This window comes from Streptomyces sp. SID13726 (assembly GCF_010548375.1).
GTDB lineage: Bacteria > Actinomycetota > Actinomycetes > Streptomycetales > Streptomycetaceae > Streptomyces.
The window spans coordinates 165,154-180,011 of sequence record NZ_JAAGLY010000017.1 but is presented as its reverse complement, the minus strand read 5'-3'; the positions used below and the strand labels follow the sequence as shown (position 1 = coordinate 180,011).

Annotated in this window: 15 protein-coding genes and 1 pseudogene; 10 read left to right on the top strand and 6 right to left on the bottom strand. The window is 71.7% G+C overall.

What is annotated here, in order from left to right:
* Positions 1-10 precede the first annotated feature (10 nt).
* Positions 11-2,323 carry an FdhF/YdeP family oxidoreductase gene (locus G3I78_RS34415; RefSeq protein WP_164431948.1) on the top strand — a complete coding sequence of 771 codons (2,313 nt, stop codon included), beginning with the start codon at positions 11-13 and terminating at the stop codon, positions 2,321-2,323.
* A gap of 55 nt (positions 2,324-2,378) precedes the next feature.
* Here G3I78_RS34415 and G3I78_RS34410 read toward each other — a convergent pair whose 3' ends face one another.
* Together G3I78_RS34410 and G3I78_RS34405 are read right to left on the bottom strand one after the other, a co-directional pair.
* The gene (locus G3I78_RS34410; RefSeq protein WP_239158213.1) at positions 2,379-2,822 is read right to left on the bottom strand and encodes a DUF1905 domain-containing protein; all 444 of its coding nucleotides are present in this window, start codon (positions 2,820-2,822) and stop codon (positions 2,379-2,381) included.
* A 58-nt stretch (positions 2,823-2,880) separates the two neighbouring features.
* Positions 2,881-3,738, bottom strand: a complete 858-nt coding sequence (locus tag G3I78_RS34405; RefSeq protein ID WP_164431946.1) for an oxygenase MpaB family protein — start codon at positions 3,736-3,738, stop codon at positions 2,881-2,883.
* Positions 3,739-4,089: 351 nt separating this feature from the next.
* On the opposite strand from G3I78_RS34405, the gene G3I78_RS34400 reads away from it, so the two are divergent.
* A complete protein-coding gene (locus tag G3I78_RS34400; RefSeq protein ID WP_164431944.1) occupies positions 4,090-4,668 on the top strand; it encodes a hypothetical protein in 579 nt (192 codons plus the stop codon).
* A gap of 268 nt (positions 4,669-4,936) precedes the next feature.
* A complete protein-coding gene (locus G3I78_RS34395) occupies positions 4,937-6,142 on the top strand; it encodes a serine hydrolase domain-containing protein (protein ID WP_164431942.1) in 1,206 nt (401 codons plus the stop codon).
* 53 nt (positions 6,143-6,195) lie between these two features.
* Here G3I78_RS34395 and G3I78_RS34390 read toward each other — a convergent pair whose 3' ends face one another.
* Positions 6,196-6,783 carry a TetR family transcriptional regulator gene (locus G3I78_RS34390; RefSeq protein ID WP_164431940.1) on the bottom strand — a complete coding sequence of 196 codons (588 nt, stop codon included), beginning with the start codon at positions 6,781-6,783 and terminating at the stop codon, positions 6,196-6,198.
* Positions 6,784-6,909: 126 nt separating this feature from the next.
* On the opposite strand from G3I78_RS34390, the gene G3I78_RS34385 reads away from it, so the two are divergent.
* From G3I78_RS34385 to G3I78_RS34365, 5 genes are all read left to right on the top strand, one after another.
* On the top strand, positions 6,910-8,106 hold the full coding sequence (locus tag G3I78_RS34385; RefSeq protein ID WP_164431938.1) for an MFS transporter: 1,197 nt from the start codon (positions 6,910-6,912) through the stop codon (positions 8,104-8,106).
* A 128-nt stretch (positions 8,107-8,234) separates the two neighbouring features.
* Positions 8,235-8,882 (top strand): HAD family hydrolase, encoded by a 648-nt coding sequence (locus G3I78_RS34380; RefSeq protein ID WP_164431936.1) that lies wholly within the window; start codon positions 8,235-8,237, stop codon positions 8,880-8,882.
* A gap of 73 nt (positions 8,883-8,955) precedes the next feature.
* Positions 8,956-9,870: an NAD-dependent protein deacetylase gene (locus tag G3I78_RS34375; RefSeq protein WP_164431934.1), complete on the top strand. Its 915-nt coding sequence runs from the start codon at positions 8,956-8,958 to the stop codon at positions 9,868-9,870.
* A gap of 428 nt (positions 9,871-10,298) precedes the next feature.
* Positions 10,299-10,724, top strand: a complete 426-nt coding sequence (locus tag G3I78_RS34370) for a DUF485 domain-containing protein (RefSeq protein ID WP_164431932.1) — start codon at positions 10,299-10,301, stop codon at positions 10,722-10,724.
* A complete protein-coding gene (locus tag G3I78_RS34365; protein ID WP_164431930.1) occupies positions 10,721-12,352 on the top strand; it encodes a cation acetate symporter in 1,632 nt (543 codons plus the stop codon). The genes G3I78_RS34370 and G3I78_RS34365 overlap by 4 nt, the downstream gene beginning before the upstream one ends.
* Positions 12,353-12,412: 60 nt before the next feature.
* Here the strand turns inward: G3I78_RS34365 and G3I78_RS34360 are convergent, their stop codons facing one another.
* Positions 12,413-12,970, bottom strand: coding sequence for a hypothetical protein (locus G3I78_RS34360; protein WP_164431928.1), 558 nt, complete (start codon positions 12,968-12,970; stop codon positions 12,413-12,415).
* Between the two features lie 37 nt (positions 12,971-13,007).
* Here G3I78_RS34360 and G3I78_RS52310 point away from each other — a divergent pair.
* Positions 13,008-13,208 (top strand): annotated as a pseudogene (locus G3I78_RS52310) (hypothetical protein); the annotation flags it as partial.
* An 11-nt stretch (positions 13,209-13,219) separates the two neighbouring features.
* Here the strand turns inward: G3I78_RS52310 and G3I78_RS34350 are convergent.
* Both G3I78_RS34350 and G3I78_RS34345 read right to left on the bottom strand, forming a co-directional pair.
* Entirely contained in the window at positions 13,220-13,765 is a 546-nt protein-coding gene (locus G3I78_RS34350; protein WP_164431926.1) for a kinase, read from the bottom strand.
* Between the two features lie 79 nt (positions 13,766-13,844).
* The gene (locus G3I78_RS34345; protein ID WP_239158232.1) at positions 13,845-14,279 is read right to left on the bottom strand and encodes an ATP-binding protein; all 435 of its coding nucleotides are present in this window, start codon (positions 14,277-14,279) and stop codon (positions 13,845-13,847) included.
* A gap of 206 nt (positions 14,280-14,485) precedes the next feature.
* On the opposite strand from G3I78_RS34345, the gene G3I78_RS34340 reads away from it, so the two are divergent.
* Positions 14,486-14,851 (top strand): STAS domain-containing protein, encoded by a 366-nt coding sequence (locus G3I78_RS34340; protein WP_343243930.1) that lies wholly within the window; start codon positions 14,486-14,488, stop codon positions 14,849-14,851.
* The last annotated feature ends 7 nt before the right edge of the window (positions 14,852-14,858 follow it).

The window sequence follows — 14,858 nt, the reverse complement described above, 5'->3', positions numbered from 1 at the left end:
GGGCGAAGCGATGCGGAACATGCCCGGCGAGGAGCCGGAGACCGGCCTCACCGTGACACCGCCGAAGAAGTGGGCGGCGGGGGTCCCCGCGGTGGTGCACGCGCTGGAGTACTCCCTGGAGCAGACCTCGGCGCGCAGGACCGGCGTGGACCTGCTGGCCATGAACCAGGTGGGCGGGATCGACTGTCCCGGCTGCGCCTGGGCCGATCCGGCCCCGGGGCACCGCCATCGCAACGAGTACTGCGAGAACGGTGCCAAGCACATCAACGACGAGGCCACGAAGCGCCGGATCACCGCCGACTTCTTCCGTGAGCACAGCGTCTCCGATCTCGCCGGGCGCTCCGACATGTGGCTCAACCAGCAGGGCCGGCTCACCGAGCCGATGATCAAACGGCCGGGCTCCGACCACTACGAGCCCGTCGGCTGGAACGACGCCCTCGGCGTGCTCGCCGACGAACTCGCCTCGCTCCCCTCCCCCGACGAGGCCGTCTTCTACACCTCGGGCCGGGCCAGCAACGAGGCGGCCTTCGTCCTTCAGCTCTTCGCCCGCGCCTTCGGCACCAACAACCTGCCCGACTGCAGCAACATGTGCCATGAGTCCAGCGGCTTCGCGCTCAGCGAGACGCTGGGCACCGGCAAGGGCACCGTCAGCCTCGACGACCTGCACCACGCCGACCTGATCTTCCTGGTCGGACAGAACCCCGGCAGCAACCACCCGCGCCAGCTGTCCGCCCTGGAGGAGGCCAAACGGGGCGGCGCCCGCATCGTGGCCGTCAATCCGCTGCCCGAGGCGGGGCTGCGGCGCTTCAAGAACCCCCAGAAGCCGAGCGGGGTCGTCGGACGCGGCACCCGGCTCGCCGACCGCTTCCTGCACATCAAGCCGGGCGGCGACCTCGCCCTCTTCCAGGCCCTCAACCTGCTGCTGCTCCAGGCAGAGGACGACCGGCCCGGCACCGTCCTGGACCACGACTTCATCGACGCCCACACCGCGGGCTTCGAGGAGTTCGCCCAGCAGGCCCGCACGGTCGACTGGGACGACGTACACGCCGCGACCGGACTGAACCGCGAGGAGATCGAGAAGGTCCACGACGAGGTCCTCGGCAGCGAACGCGTCGTCGTCTGCTGGGCGATGGGCATCACCCAGCACAAGCACGGCGTGCCGACCGTCCGGGAGATCGTCAACTTCCTGATGCTGCGCGGCAATCTCGGCCGGGCCGGGACCGGAGCCTGTCCGGTGCGCGGACACAGCAACGTCCAGGGGGACCGCACCATGGGCATCTGGGAGCAGATGCCGGACTCGTTTCTCGACGCGCTGCGCGAGGAGTTCGGTTTCGATCCCCCGCGCCCGCACGGACTGGACTCGGTGAACTCCGTGAAGGCGATGCGCGAAGGCCGCGTCAAGGTGTTCCTCGCGCTGGCCGGCAACTTCGTGCGGGCCGCTCCCGACAGCGCGGTCACCGAGGACGCGATGCGTTCGTGCCGGCTGACCGCGCACATATCCACCAAGCTGAACCGGTCTCACACCGTCTGCGGCGACACGGCACTGATCCTGCCGACCCTCGGCCGCACCGAACGCGACGTGCAGGCCGACGGGGAGCAGTCCGTCACGGTGGAGGACTCCATGAGCGAGGTGCACGCCTCCCAGGGACGCCTCGAACCCGCCTCCCCCTTGCTGCTCAGCGAGGTCGCCATCCTGTGCCGGCTCGCCCGCCGCACCCTCGGCGACAAGCCGGACATCCCCTGGGACCGGTTCGAAGGGGACTACGGCACGATCCGTGACCGCATCTCCCGCATCGTGCCGGGATTCCACGACTTCAACGCGCGGGTCACCCGCCCCGGCGGCTTCCGGCTGCCCAACCCCGTCAACGAGGGCGTGTTCAACACCTCCTCGGGCAAAGCGCTGTTCACCCGCAACGAGACGGTGATCCCGCGGGCGCCGCAAGGCCACCTGCTGTTGCAGACCCTGCGCTCGCACGACCAGTGGAACACCGTCCCCTACACACTCGACGACCGCTACCGCGGCATCCACGGCAGCCGTCACGTCGTGCTCGTCCACCCGGCCGACCTCTCCCGCCTCGGTCTCGCCCAGGGCGATCACGTCGACCTGGTGAGCGTCTGGACGGACGGCGTCGAGCGTCGCGCAGAGAACTTCGAGACCGTCCCCTACCCCACCGCCCCGGGCTCCGCGGCGGCCTACTACCCCGAGACCAACGTCCTGGTGCCGCTGGACAGCGTGGCCGACATCAGCAATCAGCCGACGTCGAAGGGCATCGTCGTACGTCTGGAACCGAGGACCGATCCGGCGGGGCCCGCTCCCGACTGATCCACCGGCGTGCCGTGGTGTCGGGGCTCGCGGCGCAGTGCCCACCGAACGCGGATCACCGGGAAGTCAGTTCCGAGATCACCTTGTCGATGCGCCGTCGGCGTGTGGCGTCCGTCCTCGCGTCGTCGACCGACGTGACGTGGGCCTTCTGGCGGCTGGGAGCGAGCGCCCTGAACGCCTCCTCGGCCCCGGGCACCGCCGCCATCGCGGCGGCGAGGTCCGCTGGCGGCTCGACCGTGCGTGGGGCCGTGTCCAGCGTCAGTTCCACGTCGATGTCGTCACCGCCCGCGATTCCGGACTCCCGCCGCTTGTCGGCGCTGAACGGGATCAGGAACTGTCCGCCCATCGAGGCGATCGTGGAACGGTAGGCGTAGCCGTTGACCGTGACGTTGACGGCCGCGCGCTTGCCACCGCCCAGCGCCTCGACCACCTCGGGCGGAACCGGGACGCCGGTGTTGTTGCCGGTGCGGAACATCTTGGTGCTGAACCTCATGTCCATGGTCCTCTCCTCGCCCTGCGGGCGACCTGCGGTAGGAGACCGGCGTCGGGCGGAGAACTCATCGCCGGGCGTCGGGTGGTCCCGGCGTCATGGCCCAACGGATCGTGCGGGTCATGAGGAGGCCCGTGGGACGTACCGCGAAGTCCTCCAGCACGGGCAGACGGGGCAGCCCGAGCACGCCCCGGGCCCATGTCGGGAGCAGGGCGACCGCGCTCGCGGCCAGGGCGCCGTAGAACGGCCGCACGGGCAGGGGGACGGGCGGTCGCAGGAGGAGGAACCGGGCGGCGGATCTCGCTTCCGGGGTAACGCGCAGTTCCGGCTGGTAGGCGGCCAGCAGCTCGGTCAGGGCCGGGCGGTCGCGCGGTGGGTCGACTACGCCCAGGGCCTCGGCCACCCGCGCGGTGTCCGCCACGTACGCGTCGTATCCGGCCGGGTCGAGCGGACGGGCCCCGTAGCGTTCGTGCGCGCGCAGGAAGCTGTCGGTCTCGGCCGCGTGCACCCAGCCCAGCAGATGCGGGTCCGCGGCGTGGTACGCCAGTCCCTCGGTCGTCGTCCCGCGTACCCGCAGGTGGATGTCGCGCACCCGGGCGACGGCCTCCTCCGCATCGGACGCGGTGCCGTAGGTGGTGACGGCGAGGAAGGTGCTGGTGCGCTGGAGACGTCCCCAGGGATCGCCGCGGAAGCCGGAGTGCGCGGACACGGCGGCCATGGCGAGCGGGTGCAGGGACTGGAGCAGGAGTGCGCTCAGTCCGCCGATGAACATCGACGCGTCGCCGTGGACGACTCGGACGGGACGTTCCGGACCGAACCACCGCGGTCCGGGTGTGTCGTGGATCCGGGCGCGACGGGCGGGTCCGTCCGGGCCGGCCACGCGCCGGAACAGCGCCTTGCCCAGCCGATCGCGAAGCTCGGTCATCGCCGCCGCGCCTCCTTGCCGCCCCGGTGGTGGGCGCGCCGGCCCCGGTGCCTTCCGTAGCCGCCCGCCGTTCCGGTTCCACGGTACGCCGACCCCGCGGGCCCCTGCCGAACTGCTCGGTCCTCTCCGGGATGCAGGGGGGAACAGCGGCTTCGGGCGCCGACGCGGTCGAACGGGACATGCGCCCGGAGACGCAGGCGGGGGTACCTCTCAGGGCGCACGGCGATCACAGGCGTACGCCCGGCGGCGGGCCGCTGCGTCAGTTCCCGGGGCGATGTGACGGTCCGTGGGTCCGCGGGACGCTGGGCGAGCCCGCGAAGCACGGGCACCGTCCATGAGGAAGGACCCGCCATGAGCCGCCGTGCGTCGGCCTCCGCCCGTATCCGTGTCGCCACGGGTGCCGCCGTCCTGATCACCGTCGCGTTCACCGCCTCCGCCGCAGCCTCCGGCGGTTCGTCCGGAAGCGGCACCCCCGACCGGCCGCGGGAAGCCGCGGCGCTCACCGGTTCCGCCAAGCTCTCCCGCACGCTCGGGGACGACATCACCTTCACCTTCGACGCGCATCTCGCCGCCGAGCACGGGGACGATCCCGCGATGGCCACCGGGACCTTCCGCTTCAGTCACTACCTCGACGGTGACGGCGCCTGGGCGGAGGGCCGGATCGACTGCCTGGTGACCGGCGGAAAGGTCGCCGTCGCCACCGGTGTCATCACGGCCAGTGACCTGCCCGGCGCCAAGGGCAAGCGGGTCGGCTTCACCGTGCACGACCTCGGCCGGCACGATCGGCTGGGCTACAGCTGGGCGTCCGTGGGCAACCCGGTGGAGACCAAGGACCTGCCGAAGTGCGTGAGTTCGGCTCCCTTCGAGCGGGTGAAGAACGGCACGGGTGACTATCACGTCCTGCCCTGGCAGCCGGACTTCGTCGGGTAGGGGGCGGACGGTCGGCCCGTCAGTGGCGGGCGAGCCGGACACGGAGGTCTCGGCCTCGCGCCGGGCCGGCGGGTTGCGGTGGCCGATCGTGTGGACAGGGCTTGATCCGTCCGGTGAGCGGTCGCCGCGGACGAGGTAGTGCGTCAGAGCGACCGACGGCGCGCCGAACGGGTGGACTTGCGTGGGGACGATCGAGCGGAGGAGCCGTGGCCAGGGCCCGGATGGTGCTGTGGCAGCCCCGTCCCAGACCTGGAAGAGGCACTCAGACGTGAGACGCCGTACCCCCGCCCGCCGTGTCCTCGCCGCAGCGCTGCTCGTGGCCGCCGTGTCCGCCCCGGTGGCGGTGGCACCGGCCACCGCCGCTCCGGCCACCGCCGTCCACCACCGGGCCGTGGACGACGACCGTCCGTCGCACGAGCTCGACCCGGCGCTGGCCGCCAGGCTGGACAAGGCCATCGAGAAGGTACGCCGGCAGACCGGGGTTCCCGGTGTGGTGGCCGGTCTGTGGATGCCCGGCAAGGGACGCTACGTCCGGGCCACCGGGGTCGCCGACACCGCGACCGGAAAGCCCATGGACAGCGGTGTGTTCGTGCGGATCGGGAGCGAGACCAAGACCTTCGCCGTCACCGCGCTGCTCAAGCTCGTGGACGACGGTCGGGTCGGGCTCGATGATCCGATCTCGCGGTATGTCCACGGGGTGCCCGGGGGGTCCCGGATCACCCTGCGGCATCTGGCCGAGATGCGCAGCGGGCTCTTCCCCTACACCGAGGACGCGGACTTCCAGCGTGATCTGCTGAGTGATCCGCAGCGGTCGTTCAGCCCGGAGCAGGTGTTGGCGTACGGCTTCCGGCACAGGAACACCTTCGCGCCGGGCGCGCAGTTCCAGTACTCCAACACCAACTTCGTCCTGCTCGGCCTGGTGGTCGAGAAGGTCGGCGGGCGTCCTCTCGGGGACTTCCTCGAGCGGCGGGTGCTGCGTCCCGCCCGGCTCGCGCACACGCTGCTGCCGGAGGGGCCCGAGTTCCCCCGGCCGCATCCGCACGGGTACACCGACCAGACCCTGAGCGGTGCGGTCGCCGACAGCACGCACTGGAACCCCAGCTGGGCCTGGGCCGCCGGCGGGATGATCTCCGACCTGGAGGACCTGCGGCGCTGGGCCGAGGTCGTCGCCACCGGCTCCCTGCTGCGGCCGCAGACCCAGGCCCAGCGGCTGAGGATGCTGCCCACCGGGCATCCGGGCACGAGCTACGGACTCGGCATCTTCGACAGCGGCGGCTGGATCGGGCACAACGGCTCCATCCCCGGGTACCAGACCGTCACCGTCTACCTGCCGCCCAAGAGGGCCACCCTGGTCCTGATGATCAACACCGACATCACCTACCAGGGGCAGGAACCGTCCTCGCTGCTCGCGCGGGCCATCACGCAGATCGTCACACCCGGCCACGTCTACGACCGGCCCGCCCCCACGCGGTAGAGCGGCAGGAGGACAGCGGGGGCGGCAGGGGCGGCTGGGGCGGCAGGGTGGAACTAGCCCTGGCCGCCCCCGGCCGCCGCGTCCTCCGCACGACGCTCCACCACCGCCCGCACGATCGCCGCCACCGCCGCACGGTCCGTCGGCCGGTCGTCGACCGAGTTGTGGATGGAGAAACCCTCGACGAGGGCGTCCAGGGCGCGGGCGGTGAGAGGGTCGAAGTGGCCAGCGAGGGAGTCGCGGCTGGCCTGCATCCAGGAGCGCATGACGTCCCGCAGTTCGGGGTGGCGGGCGGCGAAGGCGTAGAGCTCGTAGCTGAGCAGGAGGTTGCGGTCGGTGCCCCAGACCTTGCCGCAGATGATCTCCACGACGGCGTCCTGGGCCTCCTGCGGGGTCCGCGCCGCGGTCAGCAGAGCGCCGTAGCGCGTGGAGACGGACTCGGCGAGACGCGTGAACGCCTCGGTGAGCAGGTGCTGCATGTCGTCGAAGTAGTAGGTGAGCGAACCGAGCGGGACCTCGGCGGCGGCGGCGATCCTGCGGAACGTCACTTTGATGGCGCCGTGTTCGGCGATCACGTCGAGGGCCGCGTCGAGGATGCGTTCACGCCGGCCGGGGTCGTTGGGGCCGCGGTTGCTACCGGTCATCTAAGAGCTCCGCCTTCTCTTCTCCCACGCCCAGCAGTTATGTACATTTGTGCATACCCAGTGGGTGAGGGACGTGGGACCTGTCGCGTGCCGGCCCATTCTTCCCAACCCCTGCGGAGCCTCCTCTTGACCGACCTCGCCGTGCGCCGGCGCCGTCAGGCCCTGTACATCTTCTTCTTCCTCCCGGGCATCGCCCTGTCCTCGTGGGTCACCCGCACCCCCGACGTCCGGGACCGGCTCGGCGTCTCCACCGCGCAGATGGGCCTGATCCTGTTCGGGCTGTCCGTGGGGTCCATGATCGGCATCCTGTGTTCCGGGCGGTTCGTGGAGCGGCTCGGCACCCGGCCCGTGATCGTACTGGGCACCGTCCTGATCATCGCCGCCACCGTCGGCGTCGGCGCCGGCAGCGCCCTCTCGTCGGCGCCGCTGGTCACGGCCGGACTGTTCCTCTTCGGGGCGGGCATGGGCTCGGGCGAGGTGGCGGTCAACGTGGACGGCGCCGACGTCGAGCGCCTCATCGGCGCACCGGTGCTGCCCACCCTGCACGGGTGCTTCAGCCTGGGCACCGTGGTCGGCGGCCTGGCCGGGATGACCGCCACGGCCGCGGACGTCCCCGTCCACTGGCACCTCGCCGTCATCACGCTGCTCTCCGCGCTCATGCTCGCGTATGCCGTACGGGCGCTCCCGGCGGGCGTCGGCCTCAGTACCCGGCGCGACACCTCCGCCGCGGCCCGGCAGCCGGGGCCACAGGTCTGGAAGGACCGCAAGCTGCTCCTGATCGGCGCGATCGTGCTGGCCATGGCGCTGGCGGAGGGCGCGGCCAACGACTGGCTGCCGCTGCTCATGGTGGACGGCCACGGCCTCGACGCCACCGCCGGCTCGCTCGTGTACGTCGGGTTCGCCGCCGCGATGACCCTGGGACGCTTCTGCGGCACGTTCTTCCTCGTCCGCTTCGGGCGGGCCGCCGTCCTGCGGGCGAGCGCCATGTCCGGCGCCGTCGGACTGGTCCTCGTGATCTTCTCCGACAACGTCACCGTGGCGGCGCTGTCCGTGCTGTTCTGGGGACTCGGCGCCTCCCTCGGCTTCCCCGTCGCCCTGTCCGCGGCCGGCGACTCCGGACCCGACCAGACCGCCCGGGTCTCGCTGGTGGCCGTCATCGGCTACGTCGCCTTCCTCGTCGGACCGCCGGGGCTCGGATTCCTCGGCGAGCACTACGGGCTGCGCGCGGCGATGGTCGTGGTCCTCGTCTTCGTCGCCTCCGCCATCCTCCTCGCGCCCGCCGCCGACACCCGGGACCGCGCCACCGCGCCCGCGGACGCCTGAGCACGGCAACTCGCCGACCCTTGCGGCAAGTTGTCCGCGCCACAGGCGGCCGGGACCCTCACCGGCCGCCCCGCACACCCACCCCGCCCCATTCCCGCCGCCCGCCCCGGCACGTAGGGTCCCTCTTCGTGAGACTCGCGATCTTCGATCTGGACGGCACCCTGGTCGACCGCAGCGGCGCCTTCGCCGATGCCGTCACCAGCCTGAGCAACGACCACGGCTACGGTCCGCAGATCGAGCGGTGGCTGCTGACCGAACTCGCCGACCACGCCGAGCGCGGTGACTTCGAGCGGTTGCGGGCCGCCTTCCCCGTCGCGGAGAGCGCCGATCACCTGTGGCGCGTCTACATCGACCGCATGGCCTCCGCGGTGCACTGCCGCCCCGCCGTCCTCAGCAGCCTGGAGCAGCTCAGGGAGGCGGGCTGGAGCATCGGCGTCGCCACCAACGGCGCCAGCGACATCCAGCGTGCCAAGATCCACGCCACCGGGCTCGCCGACCTGATCGACGGAATCGCGGCATCCGGCGACATCGACATCCGCAAGCCCGACCCGCGACTGTTCGAACTCGCCGCCGCACGCTGCGGGACCCAGCTCAGCCCCGGCGACTGGATGACCGGCGACAACCCCGAGACCGACATCGTCGGCGGCAACGACGCCGGGCTGCGCACCATCTGGGTCACCGGCCGCCCCTGGCCCGACGGCCTGGTGACACCGCACCACACCGTCGACGACGTCGTCGACGCCATCGGCTACCTCCTCGGCGAAGGCGCGGCCTGAGCCAGCAGGCAGATGCTTCTTCGACTGGAGCACGGCACCCGTCGGCGGGCCCCGGTTTCGTACCCTGGCCCACATGCGCACCCGTCCGACCCTGCACTGGACCCCTCCCCCCGGCCTGCCGCCGGCCGGCACCGACCTCCAGCCGGTCACCGAAGCGCTGCGTGCCGGAGGTGTCCTGGTGCTCAGCGGGGCGGGCATCTCCACGGAGTCGGGCATCCCCGCCTACCGGGGTGAGGGCGGGAGCCTGAGCAGGCACACACCGATGACGTACCAGGAGTTCACCGCAGACCCGTTGGCACGGCGCAGATACTGGGCCCGCAGCCATCTGGGGTGGCGTACGTTCGGCCGCGCCCTGCCCAACGCCGGGCACCGGGCCGTCGCCGCGTTCGCCCGCCACGGCCTGCTCTCCGGTGTGATCACCCAGAACGTCGACGGCCTGCACCAGGCCGGGGGCAGCGAGGGTGTCGTCGAACTGCACGGGAGCCTGGCCCGGGTGCGGTGCCTGGCCTGCGAGAACATCACGCCACGGCACGACCTCGCCGTACGGCTGGAGGAGGCCAACGCGGGCTTCGCGCCGGTGGCCGCAGCGGTCAACCCCGACGGCGACGCCGATCTCACCGACGAGCAGGTCGCCGGCTTCCGGGTCCTGCCCTGCGCGGAGTGCGGCGGCGTCCTCAAGCCCGACGTGGTGTTCTTCGGCGAGTCGGTGCCGGTGCGGCGGATCGAGCACTGCCGTCGACTCGTCCAGGAGGCCAGGTCGCTGCTGGTCCTCGGCTCCTCGCTCACGGTGATGTCCGGACTCCGGTTCGTCCGCCAGGCGGCGCAGGCCGACACGCGTGTCCTCATCGTCAACCGGGACCCCACCCGCGGTGACCAGTTCGCCCACACCCGGGTCGGCCTCCCGCTGGGGACCGCCCTGACCTCCGTCGCCGAACGGCTGGATCTGCCCCTCGGCGGAGACATGCCGCCTTCGGCGTACGAGGCCTGACGGCAGCCGCGTCCCCCTGCGCGCTCCGGTCACGTTCAGACGGCGCGATACCCGAACGGCATATGCCAGCAGTACCACCCGCCCGATGGCCCCCACCCCACTGCCGCAACGGACGTACGACTCATCGCCCCACCGGCCGAGACGCCTGCGCCCGCGCGGACGATGCCGACAGGCACTGGTGTACGACATACGCACGACCGAATCGGAACTCCCGCGACCCCAGGCGACACCTGTGGCACTTCCGCCCCACGCTCACCCTGGGCACCCGCCGCGGCCGGACCGCCTCCGGGACTCCCTCCGGAAAGTTCAACGGAACACACATCCACTGCCCGGACACCCGCATAGCGTGCGGTGACCCGAACCGCCTCCGCCCCCACCTTCTTGCGGTCCGTGCTCCTCCGGACCCCAGCCGCGCTAGGAGTTTTGGGATGTCCTACGACCGCTCGGAGTTACCCCTGCCGCGGCACAACGGGCGGGTCCCCTCCTCCCCCACCGCACACCGACAGCCCGCCCCCGCGGGCAACGGGCACCGCCAGCGCTCGTGGTCCAGCTACCACCGCTCCCTGCGCGTCCTGCGCCGCGCCTGCCGCTGGCAGCGGCGCGTGGCCACCCTCGCCGCCCTCGGCTACTTCGGCGTCTTCCTCACCCTCACCGTCAAGGCCCCCGCCTACATGTCCCGCCCGTCCCTCGGTGGACTGCCGACCGGCCTGCTGCTCGCCCTCGCGCAGATCCCCGTGACCTGGCTGGCCGTCCTGCTGTTCGAGTACACCGCCCGCCGGTTCGTCGACCCCCTCGCCCGCAGAGTCAGCCGGTACACCCGCCCGGCCACCGGTGACGGGCGGAGCCAGGCATGACCGACCTCGGCGGCCCCGCGCAGTCCTGGTCCCTCGTCGCGTTCTGCAGTGTCGTCACCCTCACGCTCCTGCTGTGCGTGGTGACCGGCCCCGACCGCGACGACCTGGAGGAGTTCTACACCGGCTACCGGTCCCTGTCCCCGCTGCGCAACGGCCTCGCCGTCGCCGGCGACTACATCTCCGCCGCGACCGTGCTCACCATCGGCGGGGTCATCGCCCTGTGCGGCTACGACGGCATCGTGCTGGCTCTCAGCACCCTGCTGTCCCTGCTCCTGCTGATGTTCCTGCTGGCCGAACCCCTCCACAACACCGGCCGGTTCACCATGGGCGACGCGCTGAGCCGCCGCGTGCCCGGCCGCGCCGTACGGATCACCGCGTGTACGGTCACCCTGCTCTCGCTGATCCCGATGATGATCGTCCAACTGGCGGGCGTGGGACAGCTGCTGGCGTTCATCCTGGGCTTCTCCGACCGCGCCATGCAGACCGGCTGCATCGCCGGTGCGGGCATCTTGATGATCAGTTACGCCGCGCTGGGCGGGATGAGGGGAACCGCACTCATCCAGATCATCAAGACCGTGATGCTCCTCGGCTCCGGCCTCGTCGTCGCCGTGCTGATCCTCGCCACCTTCGGCTGGCACCCGGCGGCCATGGTCGACACCGCCGCACAGCGCAGCGGGACGGGGCAGGCGTTCCTCCGGTACGGTCTCCAGTTCGCCGACGGACCGCACCCCGGGCTCGACATGATCAGCACGCAGGTCGCCATCGTGCTCGGCGGCGCCTGTCTCCCGCACGTCACCATGCGGATGTACACCGCGGGCAACGCCCGTCAGGTGAGGCGCACGATGTCCTGGGCCGTGTCCACGGTCGCCCTGTTCATGCTGGTGATCACCGTCGTCGGCCTCGGTGCCACCGCGCTGGTCGGCCGTGAGCGGATCACCGCCGCCGACCCGCACGGCAGCACCGCCTATCTGCTGGGCGCGCGGGCCGTGTTCGGCCCCGACGTGTCCCGCGCCGAGAGCCTGGTCTTCAGCACCGTGACGACGGCGATCTTCCTGACCCTGCTGGCGTCCGTCGCTGGGATGACCTTGGCCTGCGCCAACTCCCTGGCGCACGACGTCATCGCCTCCCGGCACCAGGGCATGCCCCCACTGCGGGAGATGACCCTGGCCCGGGTCTCCGCGCTGGTCGTCGGCATCCCGGTGGTCCTGCTGGCCGCCCTCGCCCAGCACCGCAGCCTCCAGCCCCTGGCCACCCTGTCGTTCTGCATGGGCGCCTCCGCCATCGCACCCGCGCTGGTCTACTCGCTGTTCTGGCGGCGCTTCGGCAAGGCGGGGCTCCTGAGCACCCTCATCGGCGGTTCGCTCGCCGTCCTGGTCCTGATGTCGGGCACCCGGCTGGTCTCCGGGTCACCGGCGTCCGCCTTCCCCGAGGCCGACCTGAACTGGTTCCCCTTCACCACGACCGCCCTGGTCTCCGTGCCGGTGGGCTTCGCCTGCGGCTGGCTGGGCACCTTCCTCAGCGGCCGCCGCAGCGCCCACCGGGCCCGCGAACGGTACGCCGGTATCGAGCAGTTGATCCTCGCCGGGCCTCCGCAGCGCCGCCCCAGCTGGAGCCCGGAGGGGCCATGACGGCGAGCGGGGTGCCGGGGGCCCGGAGACGGACGGCGGCCGGCATCGCCGTACGGTCGTTCACGCCCGGCCGGTGCCGTCGTCGAAGTCGTCGTCGCACAGGCCGGTTCGGCAGCACACGGGAAGCCACTCGGCCGCGATCTCGCGCACCCGCTGGAGGCGGGCCCGGTCGGGTTCGATCACCGTCAGAATCTCGAACGCGCTGCCGGCGGGGCCGGGCGAGCGGTTGGACATCACTTCCCTGTACAGGAGCCAGATGCCTTGCGCGGCGAGGGACCGGCAGCGGGCCGGGAGGTCGACTCCCCGTCGGGCGTTCTCCCGGTCCGTCCCCTCTCCGGCGACCAGGAGGTGGAGGAGTTCGAGGAACCCTTCGCGTGCGACCGGCTCCACCTCGTCCGCGAGGGCGGCCAGCGCGACGGACGTCACGGCGGGAGCCGGCTCCCACAGGACCGCCGGAGACCAGACGTGCTCCTCGAAGCTGACCCGGACCGGCCTCTGCTCAGGGCCGCGCCCCGCGAGCCGCAGCAGTTGCCCGGCGAGATGCCCGGCCTGATCACCGCATCCGCACAGCATGCCCTTCCAGTCCTGCCGGGCGATCTCCGTCTCGATCAGTCGCATAGCCACCACACCCTAGAACCTGCCATACAGTGACGCCATGAGCGATCACTCCGTGACGCCTGTCACGCCCGTCGAGGCCTTCGAACCGCCCTACTACGTCGCCGTGTTCACCACGGTGCGCACCCAGGACCAGAGCGGCTACGGCGAGACCAACGCGCGCATGGAGAAGCTGGTGGCGGGCATCCCCGGGTACCTGGGGATGGACCACGCGCAGACCCCGGGCGGAGTGACGGCGGGCCGGTCGGCCGTTCAGCGGTCCACCGCGGGCAGGCCCGCGAGGCCGCTGTCGAGCATGATGCGGTCGACCGTCTCGCTCATGGTGCTGTCCGCGCCGACGACGGTTTCGATGCCGCCGGGCAGCAGGTCGAGCTCCCGGTACCAGTCGCGCAGTTGGAGTTCGCTGACCTCGTTCGCGATGGGCTTCGTGGCGTGGCGCAGGAGGGTCTGCTCGAAGGGTACGTGGAGGTAGTAGCCGTGGGTCGGGTCGGGGTGGTCGGCGCGCAGGCGAGCGAGCATCTCGCCGTAGTGGTCGGCGTACAGGAGGCCCTCGACCACGACGTGGAATCCGGCGTCCAGGGCGTAGCGGGCGGTCAGTTCGATCAGGCCGATGTTCGCCGCGCCGGGGCGGTCCCGCTCGCGGAGCACGATCCGGCGCAGGTTGTCCTGGCCGACCAGGGCGAGGCCGCGGCCGAAGCGGTCGCGGAGGGCGGCGGCGACGGTTGACTTGCCCGAGGCCGAGTTGCCGCGCAGGACGATCAGCCGCGTTTCCTCCGTGCCCACCAACACGGCCGACAACCTACCCGACGGGCAGCCCCGGCATGCCCGGGCGTCGCTCCTGTCCGCCGGGAGAGCTCCGGCCCCGCCGCGGTCCGGTTCAGCCGGTCCCGCCCGTCAGCGGATCGTCGTACAGGGCGAGCCGTACGGTGATGCGTTTGCCGACGGGCTCCTGTCGGGCCTCGAAGCCCTGCACCACCGCCATCACGATCTCCAGACCGTGCTGGCCCACCCGTCCGGCGTCGGCGGCCCGTGCCATCGGGAGGGTCGGGTCGCTGTCCCAGACCGCTATCTCGACCGTGCCGCCGACGAGCCGCAGTTGCAGCAGGGCCGGTCCCGGCGCGTATTTCAGCGCGTTGGTGACCAGCTCGCTCACCACGAGTTGCGTCAGGTCCATGGTCCGGGCCGACACGGGCAGGCCGTGCTCGGCCTGGACCCGGCCCAGAAACTGCGACGCCTGGTTCCTGGCGTCGGCGATACAGCCGTCGGCCCCGTCCAGGGCGACCGTCATCTCGGCGGGTGCGGCATCCGGCATCCGGGACCACTCCTCGGGCGGGACCGGCTCCCTGCCGACCATCTCCAAAACCCCGTTCATGGGCGCGCGTCTACCCCGCGCGTCACGCACTACTCCTGTGCAGTGAGCATATAAATGGGGAACTGCGTGCATCGCACCGGGTCTGCCGGGGCACCGGTGGGGGCAGAGACGTGGCACGGTCCCCATCGAGTGCGCAGAGGACGCCAGTGGCAGACAACCAGGAAGCGGTGAGTCACGGCGGGCTGTCCGTGACGCGCACCGACGCCGACGGCACAACGGTGCTCGTCCTGCGGGGCGAGGTCGACCACCAGAGCGTGGGCACCCTCACCCGGGCCCTGCCCCCGGCGGACACCGGCGCAGGACCCAGCGTCGTCCTCGATCTGAGCGGGGTCACCTTCATGGACTCCAGCGGTGTCAACGCTCTGATCACCGCCCATCAGGCCGCTCAGGCGGCGCGCGGCCGGCTGCGGCTGGCGGGGATGCACGGGGCCGTGCTGCGCACGGTGCAGATCGTGGGGCTGGACACCCTCCTCAGCTGTCATCCGACCGTGCGGGACGCCCTCGACGCGTGACGCACCT